Here is a 21,756-nt window from a genome sequence, read left to right as displayed (position 1 = left end):
TATGACGCTGATCGCAACCTCGGAGAAAAAAGTGGTAATCGGCATGGGCGCTACCGGTCAATCGGTGGTGCGCTACCTGCTGCGTACCGGTTTTTCCCCCGTGGTGGTGGACAGCCGCAGCGAGCCGCCGGGCCTGGAAGAGTTCCGGGCGACCTTCCCGGATGTTCCGGTGGAGACCGGCGAGCTGAACCCCGAGACCCTGCTGGCCGCGAGCGAAATCGTGGCCAGCCCCGGTGTGGCCCTGGCCGAGCCGGCACTGCAGCGGGCAACCGCCGCAGGTATCCCGGTGATCGGTGATATCGAATTGTTTGCGCGGGAACTGGCGGCACTTGAGCAGCCGCCGAAGGTGGTCGCCATTACCGGTTCGAACGGCAAGAGCACGGTCACAACCCTGGTCGGCATGATGGCGGAGCAGGCTGGTGTCGCAGTGCGCGTGGGCGGAAATATCGGCGTACCGGTACTGGATTTACTGGTGCCCGAAGAAGGCGAGGCAGGGCTGCCGGAGCTGTTTGTGCTGGAGCTTTCCAGCTTCCAGCTGGAAACCACATTTTCGCTGGCAGCTGATGTGGCGACCATACTCAACCTCAGCGCGGACCATATGGACCGCTATGCGGATATGGCTGCCTATCATCGCGCCAAGCAGCGAATCTATCGGCATGCGAAACAACTGGTGATCAACCGCGCCGACCCGCTGACACGCGGCCCGCTGTCCCGCGATAGCCGCGAGTGGAGTTTCGGGCTCGACCGCCCTGACCTGGGGCAGTTCGGCCTGCTGCCGGATGGTGCCGGTGATTCCGCCAGCGTGTGGCTGGCGCGGGGCCAGGAAAAACTGCTGCCGATGAGTGAGCTGGCGATGGTGGGTAGTCACAACACCGCCAATGCCCTGGCAGCGCTGGCGCTGGGCAGCGCTGTAGGGTTGCCGATGAAGGCGATGCTGGCGGTCCTCGGGCATTTCCGCGGGCTGCCGCACCGCTGTGAGCGAGTGGCCGACGCGGATGGCGTGACTTATGTAAATGACTCCAAGGGCACCAACGTGGGCGCGACCCGCGCCGCCCTCGACGGGCTTGCCAGTGGCAGTCGCAGGATCGTCCTGATTGCTGGCGGTGAAGGCAAGGGTGCAGACTTTTCCCCGCTGGCGGAGTCGGCGGGGACATTGCGGGCGCTGGTGACCATCGGCGTCGATGGGAAGCGCATTGCCGAGGCATTCCGTGGCCGGGTAGATGCCGAGTCGGCCGCGAATATGGACGAAGCTGTTACTGCTGCTGGCCGACTGGCGCAGCCGGGTGACTACGTATTGCTGTCGCCGGCCTGTGCCAGTTTCGACATGTACCCCAATTTTGAAGCCCGCGGTGAGGATTTCCGCCGCGCGGTGAACGCACTGCTGGAAGGGCAGGCGGGGGGCGTGGCATGAGCCGGACTCCGCAGACCGTCGAGCAGAAAGAGTTGAACCTGGACTGGGCGTTGCCATTTTGCGTCCTGGCGCTGGTGAGTATCGGCGTGGTTATGGTGGGGTCCGCTTCGATTGCATTCGCCGCGGACCAGTACGGCGATGGCTGGTATTTCCTGAAGCGCCACCTGGTGTTCCTGGGTCTGGGCGCGGTGGCGGCCCTCGTGGTGAGCCAGGTATCCCTGTCGGCGTGGTCGCGTTTGTCCTGGCCACTGTTGCTGTTTTCGTGCCTGTTGCTGCTGGCGGTACTGGTGCCGGGCGTGGGCCGCGAAGTGAACGGCAGTCGCCGCTGGCTGGCATTCGGCCCGATCACGGTACAGCCGGCCGAGGTGGCGAAGTTCTGCCTGCTGGTTTTCTTCGCCAGTTTCCTCACGCGCCGCAACCAGCAGTTGCGCCACTGGAGCAGCTTCATGATTCCGGTGGTCATCCTGGGCCTGGTTGCACTGCTGTTGTTGATGCAGCCGGACTTTGGTTCGGTGGTGGTGATTTCCGGGACAGTACTGGCGATGGTATTTCTCGCCGGTGCGCGCCTGCCGCACACCTTCCTGCTGGTGGGCCTGGCGGCGAGCGCACTGGCGCTGCTGGCGATGCTGAGTCCTTACCGGCTGCAGCGACTGACCACATTCCTGGATCCGTGGGGCGACCAGTTTGCCGGTGGCTACCAGTTGACCCAGTCACTAATCGCTTTTGGCCGTGGCGAATGGTTTGGCGTTGGGCTGGGTAACAGTGTCCAGAAGCTGTTCTACCTGCCCGAAGCACACACGGATTTTATTTTCGCCATCCTGTCGGAAGAGTGGGGCATGCTTGGCGGAATGGTGGTCATCGGCCTGTTCAGCCTGATGACGCTGTCGCTGTTGCGGCTGGTTCGGCAAGCGCTGGAGCGGCAGAAGATTTTTGCCGCGCTGCTGGCATTCGGTATCGCCGTGCTGCTGGCGGGGCAGGCATTCGTGAATATGGGCGTGGCCTCGGGCCTGCTGCCCACCAAGGGACTGACGCTGCCGTTCGTCAGCTCCGGCGGCAGCAGCCTGGTGGTGTGCTGTGCACTCTTCGCGCTGGCCCTGCGAATCCAGGCAGAGCTGCGCGGGGATGAAGAGCAGGAACAGTCGGCGATGGGCAGGATCCGGCACCTGCCGATTTTCAATCCGCTGCAATTGGGTGACCGGGAAATCAAAGGGGAGGCGGCGTAATGACAGCGACTGATTTGTCATTCAGTGGCCGGACCTTCCTGGTAATGGCCGGCGGGACCGGCGGCCATGTGTTTCCGGCACTGGCGGTGGCCCGCGCCCTGATCGAACGCGGTGCACGCGTCGAATGGCTTGGTACGGCGCGGGGTATTGAGTCGCAGCTGATTCCGGAAGCCGATATCCCGCTGAACGTGATTTCTGTCGAGGGGATTCGGGGCAAGGGCAAGCTGGCCCTGCTCAAGGCGCCCCTGCAGGTTTCGCGGGCAGTCATGCAGGCGCGCGGAGTGGTCAGGAAGGTAAGGCCAGACGCAGTGCTGGGCTTTGGCGGTTTTGCCTCCGGACCAGGCGGGGTGGCAGCGAAACTCTGTCGGGTACCGCTGATTATCCACGAGCAGAATGCCGTGGCCGGTACCACCAACCGGTTGCTGGCAAAGATCGCCAATCGTGTGCTCGAGGCTTTTGACAGTGGCCTGCGCGGCGCGGAGCAGGTAGGCAACCCGGTGCGCGAGGAGATTGTCACCCTGCCGGCCCCGGAAGAGCGCGTGGCCTGTGAGCGCCCGCTGCGGTTGCTGGTTCTTGGCGGCAGCCTGGGAGCGGTCGCCATCAATGAGCTGGTGCCGCAGGCAGTGCTGATGCTGCAACCGGAAGAGCGTCCGCGGATTGTGCACCAGGCGGGTAAGAGGCATCTGGACCTGGCGCGTGAAGCCTACAGGCAGGCCGGCGTGGAAGCCGAGGTGGTGCCTTTTATCAGCGATATGGCGGCGGCCTACGGCAATGCGGACCTGGTGGTTTGCCGCGCGGGGGCGCTGACCGTTTCCGAGGTGGCGGCAGCCGGCGTGGGCGCGATCATGGTGCCGTTCCCATTCGCCATCGATGACCACCAGACAAAAAATGGCGAGTGGTTACAGCAGGCCGGTGGTGCGTTGGTGGTACAGCAGGACACCCTGACCGCAGAACAACTGGCAGAGATTATGGGCGGGCTGTTTGCGCAGCCGCAGAAACTGGTGGCCATGGCACAGGCGGCACGTAAAGTTGCGGTGACTGACGCCACCGAGCGTGTGCTGGTGGCGTGCGCAGAAGAAATCAAAGGGCGATGAGGTAAATTGAATATGTCGGCCGGCGAACAGGTACAGCAACAGAATTTCAGCGTGCCCACCATGCGGCGGATACGCCGTATCCATTTTATCGGCATCGGTGGTGCAGGGATGAGCGGTATCGCCGAGGTGCTGCACAACCAGGGCTATGAGGTCTCCGGTTCCGACCTGAAGGAATCGAATGTGACCGGGCGCCTGCGCAAACTGGGTGTTGTGATCCATATCGGCCATAGCGCGGACAATATTCGCGGCGTGGATGTGGTGGTGAACTCCTCCGCAGTGCACGGGGACAACCCCGAACTACTAGCGGCGCGCGAAAACCGGATCCCGGTCGTGCGCCGGGCGGAGATGCTCGGCGAGCTGATGCGGTATCGCTATGGGATTGCCGTGGCGGGGACTCACGGCAAAACGACCACGACCAGCCTGATTGCGTCGATCTTTGCCGCGGATCACAAGGATCCCACCTTTGTGATCGGTGGCCTGGTCAATGCCGCCGGGGCCAACGCCGCGCTGGGAGAGAGCAAATACCTGATAGCCGAGGCGGACGAGAGTGATGCCTCGTTTATCCACCTGCAGCCGATGGTGACCGTGATCACCAATATCGATGCCGACCATATGGAGACATACGGTGGCGATTTCGAGAAGGTCAAGCAGATCTTTGTCGACTTCGTCCACAACCTGCCGTTCTATGGCCTGGCTGTGGTCTGCGGCGACGATGCCAATATCCGTGAAGTGATACCGCAGATGTCGCGCCCGATCTCCACCTACGGTTTCGAGGAGGGCAACGACTTCCGGATCACCCGGGTGAAGCAGGAGCCGCTGCGAAGCCATTTCAGTGTGCTGCGCCCGGACGGCAGTGTACTGGATGTGTGCGTGAACACCCCCGGCATCCACAACGTGCTGAATGCCACGGCCGCCATTGCGGTGGCAACCGAGGAGGGCATCAGCGATGCATCGATCCAGCAGGGCCTGGAGGGGTTCCAGGGGGTAGGCCGCCGCTTCCAGATTTTCGGTCACTACGCAGTGAGCGACGACGCGGAAGCCGAAAAGGTGATGCTGGTGGACGATTACGGCCACCACCCGCGGGAAGTGGCCGCCACTATCCAGACAGTGCGCGATGGCTGGCCGGACCGGCGCCTGGTAATGATTTACCAGCCGCACCGTTACACGCGCACCCGCGACCTGTTCGAGGATTTCGTACAGGTCCTGTCGAAGGTCGACAAGCTGGTGCTGCTGGATGTTTACAGTGCGGGTGAGACGCCCATTCCAGGTGCCGACGGTCGTACCCTGGCTCGCAGCCTGCGCAACCGCGGACAGGTGGACCCGATTTTTGTCGAGTCCATCGAACAGGTACCGCCGGTACTGGCGGACCTGCTGGAGCCGGGCGACATCGTACTGACCCAGGGTGCCGGCAATGTCGGGGCCCTGGCGCAGCAACTGGCAACGTGGCGGCTTGGCGATGACTCGGACCAGGGCTAAGTCGGCAAAGGCGAAGAGCGCGGCGCGGGGTGCGGTGCGGAGTGCAGCACCGAAACTGAAGAAGAAAGCCCAATCCGGCCGTAAGACAAAGGCCCAGCGCGGTGCCCGGCGACGGGATGATGAGCAGCGTTCCTCGCTTCGGCTGTTGCCTGCCCTGGCAATGCTGCTTGCGCTGGGAACAGTTACCGCACTGGCATACGGTGCGGTGTGGAGCTGGCAGCGCCTGCCGGTGCAGGAGCTGAGCCGGGTCGACGCGCTGGAGCATGTCCGTGTCAGGGCGCCCTTCCGGGCGGTGACGCGGGAACAGGTAGAGGAACTGATGTTGCCGTTCCTGCAGCGCGGCTTTTTTGCCCTGGATATCAGGGGCATGCGCGCGGCGCTGCTGGAGCACCCATGGATCGACCGGGCGTCGGTCAGCCGACGCTGGCCCCGTGGAGTGGAAATAGAAATCGAGGAGGCCACACCGCTGGCGTCCTGGGGTGGCGAGCGGCTGCTCGTGGCCAGTGGTCACCTGCTGCCGCGGCCCGAACAGATGCAGACAGGTCGCCTGCCGGAGCTGGCGGGTGACGAGGAGCTGGTGGAGCGCATCATGGCGCAATACCAGGCACTTGCGCGGTTACTGACCACGCGGGATATGGAAGTTAAGCGGTTGTCTTTTGACGACCTGGCCGGATGGCACCTGGAACTGGTCTCCGGCATTGAACTGCACCTGGGGCACGATGAACTGCTGGAGAGGGTGAATCGTTTTCTCAGCTTGAGTCGGGGCGTCCTGGCTCCCCACCTGGAGCGGGTGACGCGGGTGGATACGCGCTACAGCAATGCCGTGGCGGTGCAGTGGAAAGATAAAGAACTGAGTGAATGAACGCGGCGCTCGCGCCGCCGGGATAACAATTTTAAAAGCGAGTACAGGGTCCTGGGACGTTATTGGGAATGCGCCCCGGAACACTGTTCAGCGAGGTTGGTACAAAAATGACACAAGCATCCGATCACCGCATGATCGTGGGACTGGATATCGGCACTTCCAAGGTCGTCGCCATCGTCGGCGAAGTCAGCGGCGGCGGCGAGCTGAATATTGTCGGTATCGGCTCCCACCGTTCCACCGGTATGAAAAAAGGTGTGGTGGTGAATATCGAGTCCACGGTGCAGTCGATACAGCGCGCGGTCGAGGAAGCCGAGCTGATGGCGGGCTGTGAGATTCACTCGGTCTATGCAGGTATCGCCGGAAGCCATATCCGCAGCTTGAATTCACACGGGATTGTCGCCATCAAGGACCGCGAAGTAACCCAGCAGGACCTGGACCGGGTAATCGATGCCGCGCGCGCGGTGGCAATTCCCGCAGACCAGAAAATCCTGCACACGTTGCCGCAGGAATTCCTGATCGATAACCAGGAAGGTGTGAAAGAACCGCTGGGTATGTCCGGCGTGCGCCTGGAGGCCAAGGTGCACCTGGTAAGCGGCGCAGTTAACGCGGCACAGAATATCGAGAAGTGCATCCGGCGCTGCGGCCTGGAAGTGGAAGACATCATCCTGGAGCAGCTCGCCTCGAGTTATGCCGTGCTCACTGACGATGAGAAAGAGCTGGGGGTCTGCATGGTGGATATCGGTGGGGGCACTACCGATATCGCAGTATTTACCGGGGGTTCTATCCGGCACACGGGCGTGATCCCGATTGCCGGCGACCAGGTGACGAACGACATTGCCATGGCATTGCGCACGCCCACGCCGCACGCCGAGGAACTGAAAATCAAGTATGCCTGTGCGCTTGCGAAGCTGGCACGAGAGGGTGAGACGATCAAGGTGCCCAGTGTGGGCGACCGGGAACCGCGTGACCTCTCCCGCCAGGCGCTGGCCGAAGTGGTGGAGCCACGTTACGACGAGCTTTTCACCCTGGTACAGGCGGAGCTGCGCCGCAGTGGTTTCGAGGACCTCTGTGCTGCAGGCATCGTGCTGACCGGTGGCTCTTCGAAGATGGAGGGTGCTGTCGAGCTGGCCGAGGAGATTTTCCACATGCCGGTGCGCCTCGCGGTGCCCCAGGGGGTAGCCGGGCTGACAGACATTGTCAGTAACCCGATCTACTCAACCGGCGTGGGGCTGCTGATGTACGCAATGCAGCAGGAAGAAGTTGACCTGTCCGGGAACCGCCCGGTGCGCCAGGAAAACCTCTGGTGGGACAAGGTCAAGCACTGGTTCCGCGGCAACCTGTAAGTGCTCCGGACGGGTACGCGGCACCAGGGGAAGTGCGCCGCGTGTCCCGGGAGAAAGCGCAGGGGCTGCAGAAAGTATTGATTCAGGACCGAACGATAAATTTTGACATGAGCAAAAAAGGGGAACAGAGATGTTCGAACTAGTCGATAGCGTACAGGACAAGCCTGTCATAAAAGTGATCGGTGTCGGCGGCGGCGGCGGTAATGCCGTCAAGCACATGATCCTGAGTGAAGTGGAAGGTGTGGATTTCATCTGTGCCAACACTGATGCGCAGGCTCTGAAAGACATCGAGGCCCGTACCATCCTGCAACTGGGTAACAACATTACCCGGGGTCTCGGCGCCGGCGCCAATCCCGATGTGGGGCGACAGTCCGCCCTCGAGGATCGCGAGCGGATCGCCGAAGTGCTGCAGGGTGCGGACATGGTATTCATCACCGCTGGCATGGGCGGCGGTACCGGCACCGGTGGTGCGCCGATTGTCGCCGAGATTGCCAAGGACCTGGGAATCCTGACCGTAGCTGTGGTTACCCGCCCGTTCCTGATCGAGGGGCGCAAGCGCCAGCAGGTGGCAGAAGAGGGCATCCTCGAACTGCGGGACAAGGTGGACTCCCTGATTACCATCCCCAACGACCGGTTGCTGGAGGTGCTCGGTAACAAGATCACCATGAAGGCGGCATACAAAGAGGCCGACAATGTACTGCTGGGTGCAGTGCAGGGTATTGCGGACCTGATGATCCGTCCGGGCATCATGAACGTAGACTTCGCCGACGTTCGTACCGTGATGTCCGAGATGGGCATGGCGATGATGGGCTCCGGTGCCGCCGTGGGTGAGAACCGTGCCCGCGAGGCCGCCGAGAAGGCGGTGCGCAGCCCGCTGCTGGATGACGTCAATCTGCAGGGTGCCCGCGGTATCCTTGTGAATATCATCACCGGCAGCGAAGACGGTGGTTGCCAGGAGCTGACCCTGGGCGAGTACTCTGAAGTTGGTGAGATCGTCCAGGAAATCGCCTCCGATGACGCCACCGTGGTGATTGGTACAGCCGTGGATGACAAGCTGGGCGATGAAATGCGGGTTACCGTGGTGGCTGCTGGCCTGGGCGAGGGTTCGCAGCAGGCTGCGCGCCCCACCAAGGTGGTGGACAACACCCGTCGCCAGGAGAACCGCGAGCCGCCGAAGTCCGTGGCTGGCCAGGGTATGGGGGCCCGGGATGCGGGTGACGCGCGCCAGCGCCCGGAGACCGAGCGTCCCAAACGCCAGTCTCCGGCCATGAACCCGGCCGACGACATGGAATACCTGGATATCCCGGCTTTCCTGCGCCGCCAGGCTGACTGACCCCGGTCAGTCCAGGCCTCCGGCGCGGCAAACACACCGCTCATGTCCGCCCGGCCCCTCGGGCCGGGCATCGTCGCGCCGGCGGCTGGCCCGGTGGTCGCAGGCCATGGGGCCCGCTTTACCTTTATTAACCTCGCGTTCAGCGAGATCGCTGTACCATATTAAAAATACACAGTAGATTCGCCTCTGCATTGGCGTGGTTTGCCGCGCGGTAGGCTATTCTGGGTATAGGGTGCGGTGAAGCGCCATGACTGCCGAGGCAGTTGTGGTTTTGGCGTTATTTTTCTGCTAAGCTTGCCGGCTTGCTGCGGCATTTGTGCCGTTTACCGACTGGGATACGACCGATACATGATCAAACAGCGTACTCTTAAAAATGCTATTCGCGCCACCGGCGTGGGCCTGCACACTGGTAAGAAGGTCGTGCTGACCCTCAAGCCGGCGCCTGTAGACAGTGGCATTGTGTTCCGGCGCATGGATCTCGACCCGGTGGTCGAGATTGAGGCGCGTGCCGAGAACGTGGGGGACACCCTGCTGTCCACAACCCTGGTCAAGGGTGACGCTCGCGTGGCTACGGTCGAGCACCTGCTCTCCGCGATGGCGGGCCTGGGTATCGACAATGCCATCGTCGAGCTCAGCGCGCAGGAAGTACCGATTATGGACGGCAGCGCCGGTCCGTTCGTTTTCCTGATCCAGTCCGCTGGGATCCAGGAGCAGTCGGCGCCGAAGAAGTTCCTGCGGATCAAGAAGCCGGTAACTGTTGAAGACGGCGACAAGGTCGCGAGCTTCCTGCCATTCAATGGCTTCAAGGTGTCTTTCACTATCGATTTTGACCACCCGGTGTTCCAGGGTCGCAACCTGAGTTCCTCGGTGGACTTTTCCAGCACCTCCTTCGTTAAAGAAGTGAGCCGTGCTCGCACCTTCGGCTTTATGCACGAAATCGAGTACCTGCGTTCCAAAGGCCTGGCCCAGGGCGGCAGTGTGGATAACGCCATCGTTATCGACCAGTACCGTATTCTGAATGAGGGTGGGTTACGGTACGAAGACGAATTTGTTAAGCACAAGATTCTGGACGCCATCGGTGACCTGTACCTGCTGGGTACCAGCCTGATTGGTGAGTACAAGGCCTTCAAGTCCGGCCATGCCCTGAACAACAAGTCCCTGCGCACCTTGATGGCGCAGGAAGACGCATGGGAGATGGTAACTTTCGAGGATGAACAGGAAGCGCCCATCTCATACGTCAAGCCAATACTGGCTGTCTAAGCGGGAAACCAGAAGCCGGCACGAAAATTGCCGGCTTTTTACTGTCTGAATTTTGGCGGTCGGCGCAAATGTGCGCCACATGCCGTCTTTTAATGTCGACCCCTGTTACAGTGGATGTTCTGGTCGACTTGAATGCCAATGGAAAGGCGTGAGGAGAGCCCGGCTCGGGGGAGTCGGTGCTGCAGACCACAAAACGATAGTTATAACGTATTGCAATCCACACGCGCCGGTTATGAAAATTATTCTTGTCAATGAACGTGGGGGAACCCGCAGTTTCCGTTTCGGTAGGCTGAGCAAGGCCCTGCTGGGGCTGTGCCTGATCGGTATGCCGGTGGGGGCCTTCCTGGTGGGGGTCAACCTGCCGGTGGCCGAATCCGATGTGTTCGATTCCCGTACCGCCAAGGCCTGGGGTAAGGCCCTGCGCAAGCAGCAGGTGGAAATTGATGAGGCCGACCAGCAGGCCCGCGAACAGCTTACTGCGCTCACAGTCAAAATGGCGGAAATGCAGGCGCGCCTGACCCGCCTGGACGCCCTGGGCGAACGGCTGGTGACTGTGGCCAAGCTGGATGAAAACGAATTCCAGTTCGGCACTGCACCGGCGCTGGGCGGCCCGGAAGAGCCGGGCGAGGGAAGCTCTGCCGATTTCCCCTTCCAGCAGCCCGATTTTATGGGCGCATTCGAGGACCTGTCCGAGCAGATCGAGGATCGCCAGCTGCAGCTTTCGACCATCGAGTCAGTGCTGGCCAACCAGCAACTGCAGGACGAGCAGTTCCTCGCCGGCCGTCCCATCAGCCGTGGCTGGATGTCTTCCCGTTACGGTTACCGCACCGATCCGTTCAGCGGTCGCCGTTCCTGGCACAAGGGTGTGGACTTCGCCGGCAAGGACGGCTCCGACGTGGTGGCTGTGGCAGCGGGCGTGGTGACCTGGGCCGAAGACCGGTACGGTTACGGCAACCTGGTTGAGATCAACCACGGCAATGGCTACAAGACCCGTTACGGTCACAATCGTGATATCAAGGTCGAGCTGGGCGAGGTGGTCAAGAAGGGCCAGGTAATCGCCCTGATGGGGTCCAGTGGGCGTTCCACCGGTCCCCACGTGCATTTCGAGGTATACAAGAACGACCGCCCGGTCGATCCGGCCAGCTACATCCGCCGTAACGGCAGATAACAACTATCCTCTCCATACCGCGTAGCGACGGGCCTCCCCGGGGGAGTTGCCAGTCGTTGCGCCTTCCTGTTTACTTGCACCCCTTGTTGGAATCCGGTGCCAGCGCCCCGATATAAGCAGACAGTTCCCGGTTACCGCCAGAACAGGTGTACCGACACAACCGGGCCGCAGAAGTCCGCACCGCAATATAAAGATTGAGTGGTTTTTAGAGAATGATTGGCAAACTGATAAAAACGGTCTTTGGATCCAAGAATGACCGCGAGCTGAAACGCATGCGCCGTGCCGTGGCCCGGGTCAATGCGCTGGAAGAGGAATACACGCAGCTCGACGATGCCGCCCTGAAAGCCAAGACAGAAGAGTTCCGTAAGCGGATCGCCGATGGCGAGTCCCTGGACCAGCTGCTGCCTGAGGCGTTTGCCGCCGTGCGTGAGGCCAGTCGGCGGACACTCGGCATGCGCCACTTTGATGTGCAGCTGATCGGCGGCATGACCCTGCACGAGGGGCATATTGCTGAGATGCGCACCGGTGAGGGCAAGACCCTCGTCGCGACCCTGCCGGCCTACCTGAACGCCCTGGAGGGCAAGGGCGTGCATATCGTGACGGTCAACGATTACCTGGCGAGCCGCGACGCCAACTGGATGCGCCCGGTCTATGAGTTCCTGGGCATGACTGTGGGCGTGATCATGTCCCAGCAGCATCCGGACGACAAGAAAGCCGCCTACCAGGCCGATATCACCTACGGTACCAACAACGAATTCGGTTTCGATTACCTGCGCGACAATATGGTCCTGCGCAAGGAAGACCGCACGCAGCGTCCGCAGAACTTCGCCATTGTGGATGAGGTGGATTCCATCCTGATCGATGAGGCGCGTACACCGCTGATCATCTCCGGGCAGGCCGAGGACTCTTCGCAGCTGTACCTGGCCATGAACAAGCTGATTCCCAAGCTGGAGCGCGCCGAAGAGGGCGGTGAGGGCCACTACTCGGTGGACGAGAAGACCCGCCAGGTGGAGCTGAATGAGGAGGGGCACCAGCTGGTGGAAGACCTCCTTACCCGCAGCGGCCATATCCGTGAGGATGACTCCCTCTACGCACCTGGCAACCTGGGCCTGCTGCACCATGTGCACGCTGCACTGCGCGCCCATGTCCTGTTCCATCGCGACGTGGACTACATCGTGCAGAACGGCCAGGTGGTGCTGATCGATGAGCACACCGGTCGCACCATGCCGGGTCGCCGCCTGTCCGAGGGCCTGCACCAGGCGCTGGAGGCCAAGGAGGGTGTGCAGATCCAGAGTGAGAGCCAGACCCTGGCCTCCACCACTTTCCAGAACCTGTTCCGTTTCTATCCCAAGCTGGCCGGCATGACCGGTACCGCGGACACCGAGGCGTTCGAGTTCCGCCAGATTTACGGCCTCGACGTGGTGGTGATCCCCACCAACAAGCCGAAGCAGCGGGATGACCTCAATGACCTGGTATACCTGACCAAAGAAGAGAAGATGGATGCCATCATCGAGGACATCAAGTACTGCCGTGACAAGCAGGCGCCGATCCTCGTGGGTACCGCCTCGATCGAAACATCGGAAGAGATGTCCCAGCGCCTGACCAAGGCCGGCATCAAGCACCAGGTACTGAACGCCAAGTACCACGAGAAGGAAGCACAGATCATTGCCCAGGCCGGTCGTCCGGGCACTGTCACCATCGCCACCAATATGGCGGGCCGCGGTACCGATATCGTGCTGGGCGGTAACTGGGAGGCCGAGGTTGAGGAGCTGCGCCAGGAGAAGGGCAGTGAGCCGACCGAGGCGGAGATCGAGAAACTCAAGGAAGGCTGGCAGCAGCGCCACGATACCGTGATCGAGGCCGGCGGCCTGCATATCATCGGTACCGAGCGCCATGAGTCGCGCCGCATCGACAACCAGCTGCGTGGCCGTGCCGGGCGCCAGGGTGACCCGGGCGTAACCCGCTTCTACCTGTCCCTGGAAGACAACCTGATGCGTATCTTCGCCTCCGACCGGGTGAAGAACTTTATGCAGATGCTGGGTATGGAAAAGGGCGAGGCTATCGAGCACCGCATGGTCTCCAATGCCATCGAGAAGGCCCAGCGTCGCGTGGAAGGCCGTAACTTTGATATCCGCAAGCAGCTGCTCGAGTATGACGATGTCGCCAACGACCAGCGCCAGGTCATTTATGGCCAGCGTAACGAGCTGCTCGAGGCGGAGAATATCAGTGACACCATCAGCGCCATCCGCGAGGACGTGGTCAATGAGCTGGTTTCCGGCTTTGTCCCGCCGCAGAGCGTCGAGGAGCAGTGGGATATTCCCGGCCTGGAGAAGCAGCTGGCCGGTGAACTGGGCCTGGAGCTGCCGGTCCAGAAGTGGCTGGATGAGGATCGCACCCTGCACGAAGAGAGCCTGCGCGAGAAAATCATCGCTGCGGCCCAGGAAGCCTACGACGCAAAAGTGAAGCGGGTGGGCGAATCCACCGGTGATCCCAATATGATGGCCACCGTCGAGCGCCAGATCATGCTCCAGGTGCTGGACCAGCTGTGGAAAGAGCACCTGTCCAGCATGGACCACCTGCGTGCCGGTATCGGCCTGCGTGCCTACGCCAACAAGAATCCCAAGCAGGAGTTCAAGCGCGAGTCATTCCACCTGTTCCAGAGCCTGCTGGATAACCTCAAGCACGAGGTGATCCGGGTACTGGCGCATGTGGAGCCCATGACCCGCGAGCAGATGGAAGAGATGGAGCAGCGTCGCCTGGAAGCCCAGCGCCGCCAGGAGCTGGAATTGCGCCACGCCGAGGCCTCGGCCATGCCCCAGGAGGCTGAAGCCCCCGAAGCAGCGCCCGTGCCAGAACCTGCCCGCCGCGGGCCAAAAGTGGGCCGCAACGACCCCTGTCCCTGCGGTTCCGGCAAGAAGTTCAAGCAATGCCATGGCAAGCTGACCTCCTCGACCCAGAGTTGAGCCTGGCCAGGGGCTGCCCTCTGGTGGACCCGGATCGAAGAAATGCCCCGCCAGTGCGGGGCATTTTTTTGCTCAGCAGATGAATTATCTGCGGCATTTCTCGCCGAGTCCGCAGAAACAGTTGATTGGCAGTGTCGGCGACGTCGATAATGTCGCTCTTTACCTTTAGCCCGCCGCAGGCGGTGCCCAGACCCGGAGGCGGCCCGTTGCCGCAACAGCTATGCCCGAGAACTCACTCCCTACCGTACCGGGAATCCGGCTCGCCAGCGTGCCCGCCAGGATCAAGAACTGGCAGCGTGACGACCTGCTGCTGATGGAGATTTCAGCGGAAGCCAGCGTTGCCGCTACTTTCACCCAGAACTCATTCTGTGCCGCGCCGGTTACGGTGGCCAAAGAGCACCTGGAGCATGGTGATATCCGTGCACTACTGGTTAACGCGGGCAATGCCAATGCCGCTACCGGCGAGCGTGGCCTGAGTGATGCCCGCGCCTGCTGTACCGCAGTGGGCGAGGCACTGGGGCTTCACGCAGAACAGGTATTGCCGTTCAGCACCGGTGTGATCGGCGAGCACCTGCCGTTGCAGAAGCTGCTCGATGCCATCCCCGTAGCCGCCGGCGCACTGTCAGAGGCGGCCTGGGATGCCGCTGCGGCCACCATCATGACTACCGACACCCGTGCCAAGGGCGCCAGCCGCCGGGTGCAAGTGGGCGATCAGTGGATCACGGTGACCGGGATTGCCAAGGGCTCGGGCATGATCCAGCCCAACATGGCTACCATGCTGGCCTATGTTGCTACCGACGCCGCTATCGACCAGGCGCTGCTGGATACCCTGGTGCGGGAGGCGGTGGATGCGTCTTTCAACCGCATCAGTGTGGATGGCGATACGTCCACCAATGACGCCTGCGTGCTGATCGCGACCGGCGCCACAGGACCGGTGATGGCTGATCCGGGTAATGCCGATTACCAGCGCCTGAAGCAGGCGGTGACCGAGGTGCATGTCGACCTGGCGCAGGCGATTGTCCGCGATGGTGAGGGTGCGACCAAGTTCGTGACGGTGCAGGTGGATGGGGCAACCACCCCGGCAGAGGCGCTGCGGGTGGCATTTGAGGTGGGAGAGTCACCACTGGTGAAGACAGCACTCTACGCATCCGATCCCAACTGGGGGCGACTGGTGATGGCCGTCGGCAATGCCGGTATCGATGGGCTGGACCCGGCCGGGGTGGATATCTACCTGGATGACGTGCAAGTGGTCGAGGCTGGCGGCCGTGCGCCGGGATACGAAGAGCAAGCAGGCCAGGCTGTTTTCGACCGGCCCGAATTTACCATTCGCGTCAGCCTGGGGCGTGGGGAATGCAGTGAGCATATCTGGACCTGCGATTTCTCCCACGAGTACGTCACCATCAACGCGGAATACCGCACCTGATACACGGAACGAGGCGCGTATCGGTTCCCCTTCCCGGTGACCGGCTCGGTTAACGGCAAGGTTAACGGCTATAACTACCGCAATGCCGTAAATCCCATCCATTTGGGTCCGAGAGAGGAAAACCGGGAATGAGAAAGCTGATATACGCGATCCTTGCCGCCATCATCATATTGGCCTTAATGCGGGCGTGTGTGCCCACAGTGGATGACAGCACCGCCGTGCTGGAGAGCTCACAACCTGTCGCGGTTACTACAACCTATGCCTGTCGGCACCAGCTTTCCTGACTCTCCTGGCCAGCTGGCGCCCTTGAGAACCCGGTTGCGGACAGGTATAAGGTGTGCGGGCAAGTATCTGAGCGAAGTGGGGAGAGTTATGGCGGCGGGGCAAAAGATCGTACATGTGGCAGTGGGCGTGGTGCGACGTGACGACGGCCGCATCCTGATTGCCCGTCGTCCCGATCACCTGCATATGGGCGGGCGCTGGGAGTTTCCCGGCGGCAAGGTGGAAGAGGGGGAGCCGGTTGGCGACGCGCTGGCCCGCGAGCTGCGAGAGGAAGTGGGCCTCGATGTCTCCCGGCTGCAGCCGCTGGCGGAAATCCGCCACCAATACCCTGAAAAAACTGTCCTGCTGGATACCTGGTGGGTCCATTGCTTTACCGGCAATGCCCGGGGCCTTGAGGGGCAGGAAGTCCGCTGGGTGACAGTGAGTGAGCTGGATGACTACAGCTTCCCGGATGCCAACCGGGATATCATCACGGCAATCCGCGCTGCGACTACATCCTGATCCAGTCTCCAGCCACGACACTGGCCCCAGTTTGGGAGTTCGCCCGCAGGAGCGGCCGCTGGCCGCGATCTCCCGAACCCTCCAACTGACACAGGCGGCACACCGCTGGGTCGGCACACGACGCTACCCGGTAACCTGCCAGGCTAAACCCGCGAGAGGGGTGGCCTGGTTGTGGCCGGAATGCCTTATACCCGGGTGGGAGAAAAACGGGGCGAGGTATCAGTGCCGGGTTTTGTTGGGATCCAGGTCCTCGCTCAGCACATCGTCATAGACCGGCTGCCCGGGGATCTTGTGGCCCTCACTGGCCCATTCCCCCAGGTCGATCAGCTTGCAGCGCTCACTGCAGAAAGGGCGGAAGGGGTACTTTTGGGCATCCCACTCGATTGGCTTTTTGCAGGTGGGGCAGTTTACGGTAGGGCGGTCGGCAGTCTTCTTGGTCATAACTCTTCAGTGGTCGGCGGATTCAGCCAGCTGCAGGTACTTCCGGTGCAGCTCGGCAACCTGGGCGCCAAGGCTGGCGAGGTCGCCCGCATTATCCAGAATATCGTCCGCCCGTGCCAGCCGCTCCTCACGGGACAGTTGCGTGGCCATGATCCTGCGGATCTGTTCGGGGCTATTGCCATCGCGGCTGCCCGCGCGCGCCAGTTGCACCTCTTCCGGTACATCCACCACGCAGACGCGCTGTACCAGCTCGTACTGGCCGGACTCGATCAACAGGGGGGATTCCAGGATGGCGTAGGGACTGTCACTTGTCCGGAGCGCACGGATAATTTCCTCGCGGATCAGCGGATGCAGCAGGGCCTCCAGCCATTTGCGCTCTACCTCGCTGGCGAAGACCCGCTGGCGAAGACCCGCCCGGTCCAGCTCGCCGCTGTCCAGCAGTATTCCGGCACCAAAGTGGGAAGCAATCTTCTCGAGCGCGGGCATGCCCGGTTGCACCACCACCCGTGCCGCCCAGTCAGCATCCACCACATTGATGCCGTGCTCGCGAAAACAGGAGGCTGCCGCAGACTTGCCGCTGCCAATACCCCCGGTCAACCCAATTGTCAGCATGTGGAGCCACCTTCACCCGTGGGAGCGGCCCATGGCCGCGAACCAGTCACCAGTCAATAAACCGGCAATCATCACCCGTAGGAGCGGCCGCTGGCCGCGACCCACCAGCTTCTATAAAGTTAGCCGCCCAGCCCCGAATAACTCAGGTACCACCCCATCAACTGCTCGCCCCACAGCATCGCAATCCAGCCGGCACCGGCCAGGTAGGGTCCGAAAGCAATGGGCAGGTTCTTGTCGCGCCCGGCAATAGCACTCCAGGTAAGGCCGGCGACCGCGCCGACCGCTGCCGAAAGCAGGATTACCAGCGGCAGCATCTGCCAGCCAAACCAGGCGCCGATAGCGGCCAGGATCTTGAAGTCCCCGGCGCCCATGCCTTCCTTGCCGGTCAGCAGCTTGAAGATATGGTAGACCGACCACAGCGCCAGGTAACCGGCAATGGCGCCAACCACCGCGTCCTGTAGCGGCACAAACAGCCCCCAGCAGTTCACCAGCAGCCCCGCCCAGAGCAGGGGTAGGGTGATGTTGTCCGGCAGCAGCTGCTTGTCAAAATCGATGCCTGTCAGCGCTACCAGTGCCCAGGTAAACACACAGCCCGCCAGCGCCTGCCAGGTAAAGCCCAGTTGCCAGACCACAATGGCGGTCAGGATACCGGTGGCCAGTTCCACCAGCGGATAGCGTTTGGAAATAGGCGTAGCGCAGTTACTGCATTTTCCGCCCAGCGCCAGATAGCTGACCAGGGGGACATTGTGCCAGGGCTTGATTTCGGTATCGCAGTTGGGGCAGTGGGAGTGGGGGAGGACCAGGTTGAATGGTTCTTCCAGTTCAACTGCCTCGCCCGCTTTGGGCTCCTTGCCAAAGTAACTGTAGAAATCCCGTTTGTACTCGCGCTCCATCATGATGGGGAGGCGGTAGATGACGACATTCAGGAAGCTGCCGAGGATGGCACCCAAAATAAAAGCGCTGCCAAGGAGCAGCGCTTGATTGGAAAGCAATATATTGAACATGATTTATATAACGTTACCCAGCTGGAAGATCGGGAGGTACATGGCAATCATCAGTCCACCAACGAGTACGCCGAGAACTGCCATAATCATGGGTTCCAGCAGCGTGGTGAGGTTGTCGACCATATTGTCCACAGCCTCTTCATAAAAATCGGCAGCTTTGCCCAGCATTTCGTCCAGGGCACCGGACTCTTCACCAATTGATGTCATCTGCACAAGCATTGTTGGATACAGGCCAGACTGCCGCATGGCAACATTCAGCGGTATGCCAGTGGCAACGGAGTCGCGGATTTTTAGGGTGGCCTCCTCATAGACGCAATTGCCCGTTGCGCCAGCTACCGACTTGAGCGCATCGATCAGCGGAACACCAGCGGCAAATGTAGTTGACAGGGTTCGTCCAAATCGTGCCGCGATTGAGTTGTATGTGATTAGCCCGATGATGGGGAGACGGAGGGAGAGACGATCAAAGAACTGGGCAACACTTCTGTTACGCTTTTTGGCTTCAATCGTTCCACCAATTGCCGCTGCCACGATTACAAAGGCAATCAGCCAGTTTTTCTGCATCCATTCTGATATGTTCACGACAAACTGAGTGAATGCTGGGAGTTCTGCACCAAAGTTCTGGAATGTGGAAGCAAACTGAGGCACTACTTTGATGAGCAGGATTGCGGTGACAACCACAGCAACGACAATTACCGCAATTGGATAAGTCATGGCTTTCTTGATTTTTGCCTTGAGTTGCTCGGTTTTTTCCTTGTAGGTGGCAATTCGATCCAGCATGGTTTCAAGTGAACCAGACTGTTCACCGGAAGCGACGAGATTGCAAAAAAGGTCGTCAAAATAAAGTGGATGTTTGCGAAGGGCCTCTGCGAACGCGGTACCAGAGGCGACGTCCTCTCGAACCTTAAGGATTAGCTCCTTTACGCCCTCATTATCGATCCCATCTGCAACGATTTCAAAACTCTGCACCAGTGGCACGCCAGCTTTCATCATGGTGGCCATCTGGCGAGTGAATAGGGCGATATCGGCGGGTTTGACTTTTTTCTTGCCGCCAAAAAGGGGCTTTGGCTTTTTCTGTACCCTGTTGGCAATAATGCCCTGTCGGCGAAGCTGGGCTTTCACCAGGGCTGGGTTTGTACCGCTGATCTCTCCCTCGACCTTATTGCCTTTGGTGTCCACACCCTTGTAGACGTAAGCGACTGCTGAGGCATTGGCCATATGTTAGTCCCGTGTTGTTATATTTGTGGTCCAGGCCACAATCAGTATGAGAATCAGGCTGGGTCAGCCGGTTGTTCAGGAAAGCCTAGATCAAGAGCCTATCCGATTAGTCTTTCGTTACCCGGTTAGCCTCTTCGAGACTGGTGACTCCTGTGACTACTTTGCGTAGTGCCGAAGTACGAAGGTTGTTAAACCCCTCTTTCCGGGCCTGGTCGGCAATTTGGATGGAATTGCCACCCTCCATTATAATTCTGGAGATGCCGTCGGTAATGCGAACCACTTCATACACGCCCACGCGCCCCTTGTAGCCCTTGGAGCAGTGCTCACACCCGACTGGCTGGTAGATCTTCCACTCTTTCTGATCTATGTCTACAGCGCTGAAGCCCTCCTGCTTGAGAACTTCATTGGGCAAGGTGACCGGCTTCTTGCACTCATTACAGAGACGGCGTGCAAGGCGCTGGGCGATAATCACACTGACAGAAGTGGCTATATTAAAGGTCGGGACGCCCATATTCATCAGGCGGGTCAGTGTCTCTGGTGCAGAGTTTGTATGCAGGGTGGAGAGTACGAGGTGACCTGTCTGGGCAGCCTTGATGGCAATTTCGGCGGTTTCCAGGTCTCGAATCTCACCTACCATCACAACATCGGGGTCCTGACGCAGGAAAGAGCGCAGGGCCTCGGCGAAGTTGAGGCCTACCCTGGGGTTAACATTTACTTGATTGATCCCCTCCAGGTTGATTTCCACCGGGTCTTCGGCGGTGGAAATGTTGCGTTCTGAGGTGTTGAGGATATTCAGGCCAGTATAGAGGGAAACGGTCTTACCAGAGCCGGTAGGGCCGGTGACCAGAATCATACCCTGCGGTTGGGCCAGGGCGTCCATATAAATCTGTTTTTGTGCGTCCTCGTAGCCCAGTGCATCAATGCCGAGCTTGGCGGAGGATGGGTCGAGAATCCGCAGCACGATCTTCTCGCCCCATAGAGTGGGAAGGCTGTTGACCCGGAAGTCGATTGCCTTGGTCTTGGACAGCTTCATTTTGATGCGGCCATCCTGCGGCACCCTGCGCTCAGAAATGTCCATTTTCGACATCACCTTCAGTCGGGCAGAAATCCGTGGGGCCAGCTGGATTGGCGGTTTTGCCACTTCGTGCAATACGCCATCGGTGCGGAGTCGCACCCGGTAGGTTTTCTCGTAGGGCTCGAAGTGGATATCCGATGCGCCTGTGCGGATAGCATCCAGTAATACCTTGTTTACAAAGCGTACAACCGGGGCCTCGTCACCGCCCAGATCATCTTGCTCATGGGCATTAGTATCTCCGCCGTCGACATCCAGCGCATCGAGGGCCTCATCATCCATCCCCTCCAGGCCTGCTCCCATCTCGTCCTTGGACATGTAGCTGTCGATGGCTTTGGCGAGCTTGTCGGCCTCCACCAGTACGGCCTCGGTATTGAAATTGATCTCGTCCAGTGCGCCAAGATTGGTGGGGTCTGCGACGGCTACAAACAAGCGGCTACCCCTTTTGTAGAGGGGTAGCGCGAAATGCTTACTAATGAGTTTTTCAGCAACTACATCACGAGGAATCAGGTCAAAGTTGTAGCTCCCCAGGTCGAATAGGGGGGAGCCAAAGGCCTGGGAAGCGATACGGGCCAAGTCACGGCTCTTGACGAGTTTGGCCTCTACGGCATGCTGTGCGAAAGTCTGATTTTCACGCTGGGCCGCCTTGCTGGCCGAAGCAGCCGTAGGTTCATCCAGAAGCTTGTCAGCCACCAGCCGCTTTGCCAGGCCGCTCAGGGGAATACTGCTCATAGGTCTCAGTGTGTCGTTCTGTAGGGGGCGACGGATGACATAGACGTGTTTTCCTGTCTATCCGAACTTTTATCTATTTCTATTTTGATTGGTTTACCTGCTCAATATGTGAGCAGTGATGCCCAGGCAAACAGTGGCGGGATATTTCCCCGCCAAGCTAGCTTAATATAACTAATAAGAAGGAATAGGCCAATCGACGGGTAATGGCTGACGATCACTCATTTCTCACTCTTTCCCTTATTTAATCGATGCGGGGGCAGGCTACTTTTTAGTCACTCCTGGAGTGTACGCTCCGAGTATATAAGTGACGAAATTGGTCACTTTTTTATGATTGTCGCCGC

Annotated in this window: 17 protein-coding genes; 12 read left to right on the top strand and 5 right to left on the bottom strand. The window is 60.3% G+C overall.

Annotation, left to right across the window (positions count from 1 at the left end):
• Nucleotide 1 precedes the first annotated feature (1 nt).
• The 12 genes from murD (at nucleotide 2) to mutT (ending at nucleotide 16,339) form a co-directional block, all read left to right on the top strand.
• The gene (murD, locus tag ACH6CX_RS14955; RefSeq protein WP_396675740.1) at nucleotides 2–1,411 is read left to right on the top strand and encodes a UDP-N-acetylmuramoyl-L-alanine--D-glutamate ligase; all 1,410 of its coding nucleotides are present in this window, start codon (nucleotides 2–4) and stop codon (nucleotides 1,409–1,411) included.
• The gene (ftsW, locus tag ACH6CX_RS14950) at nucleotides 1,408–2,634 is read left to right on the top strand and encodes a putative lipid II flippase FtsW (protein ID WP_232941304.1); all 1,227 of its coding nucleotides are present in this window, start codon (nucleotides 1,408–1,410) and stop codon (nucleotides 2,632–2,634) included. The genes murD and ftsW overlap by 4 nt, the downstream gene beginning before the upstream one ends.
• Nucleotides 2,634–3,728 (top strand): undecaprenyldiphospho-muramoylpentapeptide beta-N-acetylglucosaminyltransferase, encoded by a 1,095-nt coding sequence (murG, locus tag ACH6CX_RS14945; RefSeq protein ID WP_396675737.1) that lies wholly within the window; start codon nucleotides 2,634–2,636, stop codon nucleotides 3,726–3,728. The genes ftsW and murG overlap by 1 nt, the downstream gene beginning before the upstream one ends.
• 12 nt (nucleotides 3,729–3,740) lie before the next feature.
• Nucleotides 3,741–5,204 carry a UDP-N-acetylmuramate--L-alanine ligase gene (gene murC, locus ACH6CX_RS14940; RefSeq protein ID WP_232941306.1) on the top strand — a complete coding sequence of 488 codons (1,464 nt, stop codon included), beginning with the start codon at nucleotides 3,741–3,743 and terminating at the stop codon, nucleotides 5,202–5,204.
• The gene (locus ACH6CX_RS14935) at nucleotides 5,185–6,066 is read left to right on the top strand and encodes a cell division protein FtsQ/DivIB (protein ID WP_396675735.1); all 882 of its coding nucleotides are present in this window, start codon (nucleotides 5,185–5,187) and stop codon (nucleotides 6,064–6,066) included. The genes murC and ACH6CX_RS14935 overlap by 20 nt, the downstream gene beginning before the upstream one ends.
• A 107-nt stretch (nucleotides 6,067–6,173) precedes the next feature.
• Nucleotides 6,174–7,409: a cell division protein FtsA gene (gene ftsA, locus ACH6CX_RS14930; RefSeq protein ID WP_232941308.1), complete on the top strand. Its 1,236-nt coding sequence runs from the start codon at nucleotides 6,174–6,176 to the stop codon at nucleotides 7,407–7,409.
• 130 nt (nucleotides 7,410–7,539) lie between these two features.
• Nucleotides 7,540–8,742, top strand: coding sequence for a cell division protein FtsZ (ftsZ, locus tag ACH6CX_RS14925; RefSeq protein WP_232941309.1), 1,203 nt, complete (start codon nucleotides 7,540–7,542; stop codon nucleotides 8,740–8,742).
• 348 nt (nucleotides 8,743–9,090) lie between these two features.
• A complete protein-coding gene (gene lpxC, locus ACH6CX_RS14920) occupies nucleotides 9,091–10,002 on the top strand; it encodes a UDP-3-O-acyl-N-acetylglucosamine deacetylase (protein ID WP_232941310.1) in 912 nt (303 codons plus the stop codon).
• Between the two features lie 232 nt (nucleotides 10,003–10,234).
• Complete coding sequence (locus tag ACH6CX_RS14915; protein ID WP_396675732.1) at nucleotides 10,235–11,170, top strand: M23 family metallopeptidase; 936 nt, start codon at nucleotides 10,235–10,237, stop codon at nucleotides 11,168–11,170.
• Between the two features lie 212 nt (nucleotides 11,171–11,382).
• Nucleotides 11,383–14,133, top strand: coding sequence for a preprotein translocase subunit SecA (gene secA, locus ACH6CX_RS14910; RefSeq protein ID WP_232941312.1), 2,751 nt, complete (start codon nucleotides 11,383–11,385; stop codon nucleotides 14,131–14,133).
• A gap of 220 nt (nucleotides 14,134–14,353) precedes the next feature.
• Nucleotides 14,354–15,556 (top strand): bifunctional glutamate N-acetyltransferase/amino-acid acetyltransferase ArgJ, encoded by a 1,203-nt coding sequence (gene argJ / locus ACH6CX_RS14905; protein WP_334078759.1) that lies wholly within the window; start codon nucleotides 14,354–14,356, stop codon nucleotides 15,554–15,556.
• Between the two features lie 372 nt (nucleotides 15,557–15,928).
• Nucleotides 15,929–16,339: an 8-oxo-dGTP diphosphatase MutT gene (gene mutT, locus ACH6CX_RS14900; protein WP_334078758.1), complete on the top strand. Its 411-nt coding sequence runs from the start codon at nucleotides 15,929–15,931 to the stop codon at nucleotides 16,337–16,339.
• Nucleotides 16,340–16,558: 219 nt separating this feature from the next.
• Here the strand turns inward: mutT and yacG are convergent, their stop codons facing one another.
• The 5 genes from yacG to pilB all read right to left on the bottom strand — a co-directional run bounded on the left by yacG (nucleotide 16,559) and on the right by pilB (nucleotide 21,415).
• The gene (gene yacG, locus ACH6CX_RS14895; protein ID WP_232941315.1) at nucleotides 16,559–16,780 is read right to left on the bottom strand and encodes a DNA gyrase inhibitor YacG; all 222 of its coding nucleotides are present in this window, start codon (nucleotides 16,778–16,780) and stop codon (nucleotides 16,559–16,561) included.
• A gap of 6 nt (nucleotides 16,781–16,786) precedes the next feature.
• Nucleotides 16,787–17,392, bottom strand: coding sequence for a dephospho-CoA kinase (gene coaE / locus ACH6CX_RS14890; RefSeq protein ID WP_232941316.1), 606 nt, complete (start codon nucleotides 17,390–17,392; stop codon nucleotides 16,787–16,789).
• A gap of 119 nt (nucleotides 17,393–17,511) precedes the next feature.
• On the bottom strand, nucleotides 17,512–18,396 hold the full coding sequence (locus tag ACH6CX_RS14885) for an A24 family peptidase (RefSeq protein WP_334078757.1): 885 nt from the start codon (nucleotides 18,394–18,396) through the stop codon (nucleotides 17,512–17,514).
• Nucleotides 18,397–18,399: 3 nt separating this feature from the next.
• Complete coding sequence (locus ACH6CX_RS14880) at nucleotides 18,400–19,611, bottom strand: type II secretion system F family protein (protein ID WP_334078756.1); 1,212 nt, start codon at nucleotides 19,609–19,611, stop codon at nucleotides 18,400–18,402.
• 106 nt (nucleotides 19,612–19,717) lie between these two features.
• Nucleotides 19,718–21,415 carry a type IV-A pilus assembly ATPase PilB gene (pilB, locus tag ACH6CX_RS14875; RefSeq protein ID WP_396675728.1) on the bottom strand — a complete coding sequence of 566 codons (1,698 nt, stop codon included), beginning with the start codon at nucleotides 21,413–21,415 and terminating at the stop codon, nucleotides 19,718–19,720.
• Nucleotides 21,416–21,756: the final 341 nt, after the last annotated feature.

It is taken from the genome of Microbulbifer sp. JSM ZJ756 (genome assembly GCF_044383805.1).
GTDB lineage: Bacteria > Pseudomonadota > Gammaproteobacteria > Pseudomonadales > Cellvibrionaceae > Microbulbifer > Microbulbifer zhoushanensis.
Note: the sequence above shows the minus strand (reverse complement) of the source record. Positions and strands in the feature narration are given on the sequence as shown.

Coding starts and splice junctions, on each gene's coding strand:
- murD (WP_396675740.1), top strand. CDS start 2: ATGACGCTGATCGCAACCTCGGAGAAAAAAGTGGTAATCGGCATGGGC.
- ftsW (WP_232941304.1), top strand. CDS start 1,408: ATGAGCCGGACTCCGCAGACCGTCGAGCAGAAAGAGTTGAACCTGGAC.
- murG (WP_396675737.1), top strand. CDS start 2,634: ATGACAGCGACTGATTTGTCATTCAGTGGCCGGACCTTCCTGGTAATG.
- murC (WP_232941306.1), top strand. CDS start 3,741: ATGTCGGCCGGCGAACAGGTACAGCAACAGAATTTCAGCGTGCCCACC.
- ACH6CX_RS14935 (WP_396675735.1), top strand. CDS start 5,185: ATGACTCGGACCAGGGCTAAGTCGGCAAAGGCGAAGAGCGCGGCGCGG.
- ftsA (WP_232941308.1), top strand. CDS start 6,174: ATGACACAAGCATCCGATCACCGCATGATCGTGGGACTGGATATCGGC.
- ftsZ (WP_232941309.1), top strand. CDS start 7,540: ATGTTCGAACTAGTCGATAGCGTACAGGACAAGCCTGTCATAAAAGTG.
- lpxC (WP_232941310.1), top strand. CDS start 9,091: ATGATCAAACAGCGTACTCTTAAAAATGCTATTCGCGCCACCGGCGTG.
- ACH6CX_RS14915 (WP_396675732.1), top strand. CDS start 10,235: ATGAAAATTATTCTTGTCAATGAACGTGGGGGAACCCGCAGTTTCCGT.
- secA (WP_232941312.1), top strand. CDS start 11,383: ATGATTGGCAAACTGATAAAAACGGTCTTTGGATCCAAGAATGACCGC.
- argJ (WP_334078759.1), top strand. CDS start 14,354: ATGCCCGAGAACTCACTCCCTACCGTACCGGGAATCCGGCTCGCCAGC.
- mutT (WP_334078758.1), top strand. CDS start 15,929: ATGGCGGCGGGGCAAAAGATCGTACATGTGGCAGTGGGCGTGGTGCGA.
- yacG (WP_232941315.1), bottom strand. CDS start 16,780: ATGACCAAGAAGACTGCCGACCGCCCTACCGTAAACTGCCCCACCTGC.
- coaE (WP_232941316.1), bottom strand. CDS start 17,392: ATGCTGACAATTGGGTTGACCGGGGGTATTGGCAGCGGCAAGTCTGCG.
- ACH6CX_RS14885 (WP_334078757.1), bottom strand. CDS start 18,396: ATGTTCAATATATTGCTTTCCAATCAAGCGCTGCTCCTTGGCAGCGCT.
- ACH6CX_RS14880 (WP_334078756.1), bottom strand. CDS start 19,611: ATGGCCAATGCCTCAGCAGTCGCTTACGTCTACAAGGGTGTGGACACC.
- pilB (WP_396675728.1), bottom strand. CDS start 21,415: ATGAGCAGTATTCCCCTGAGCGGCCTGGCAAAGCGGCTGGTGGCTGAC.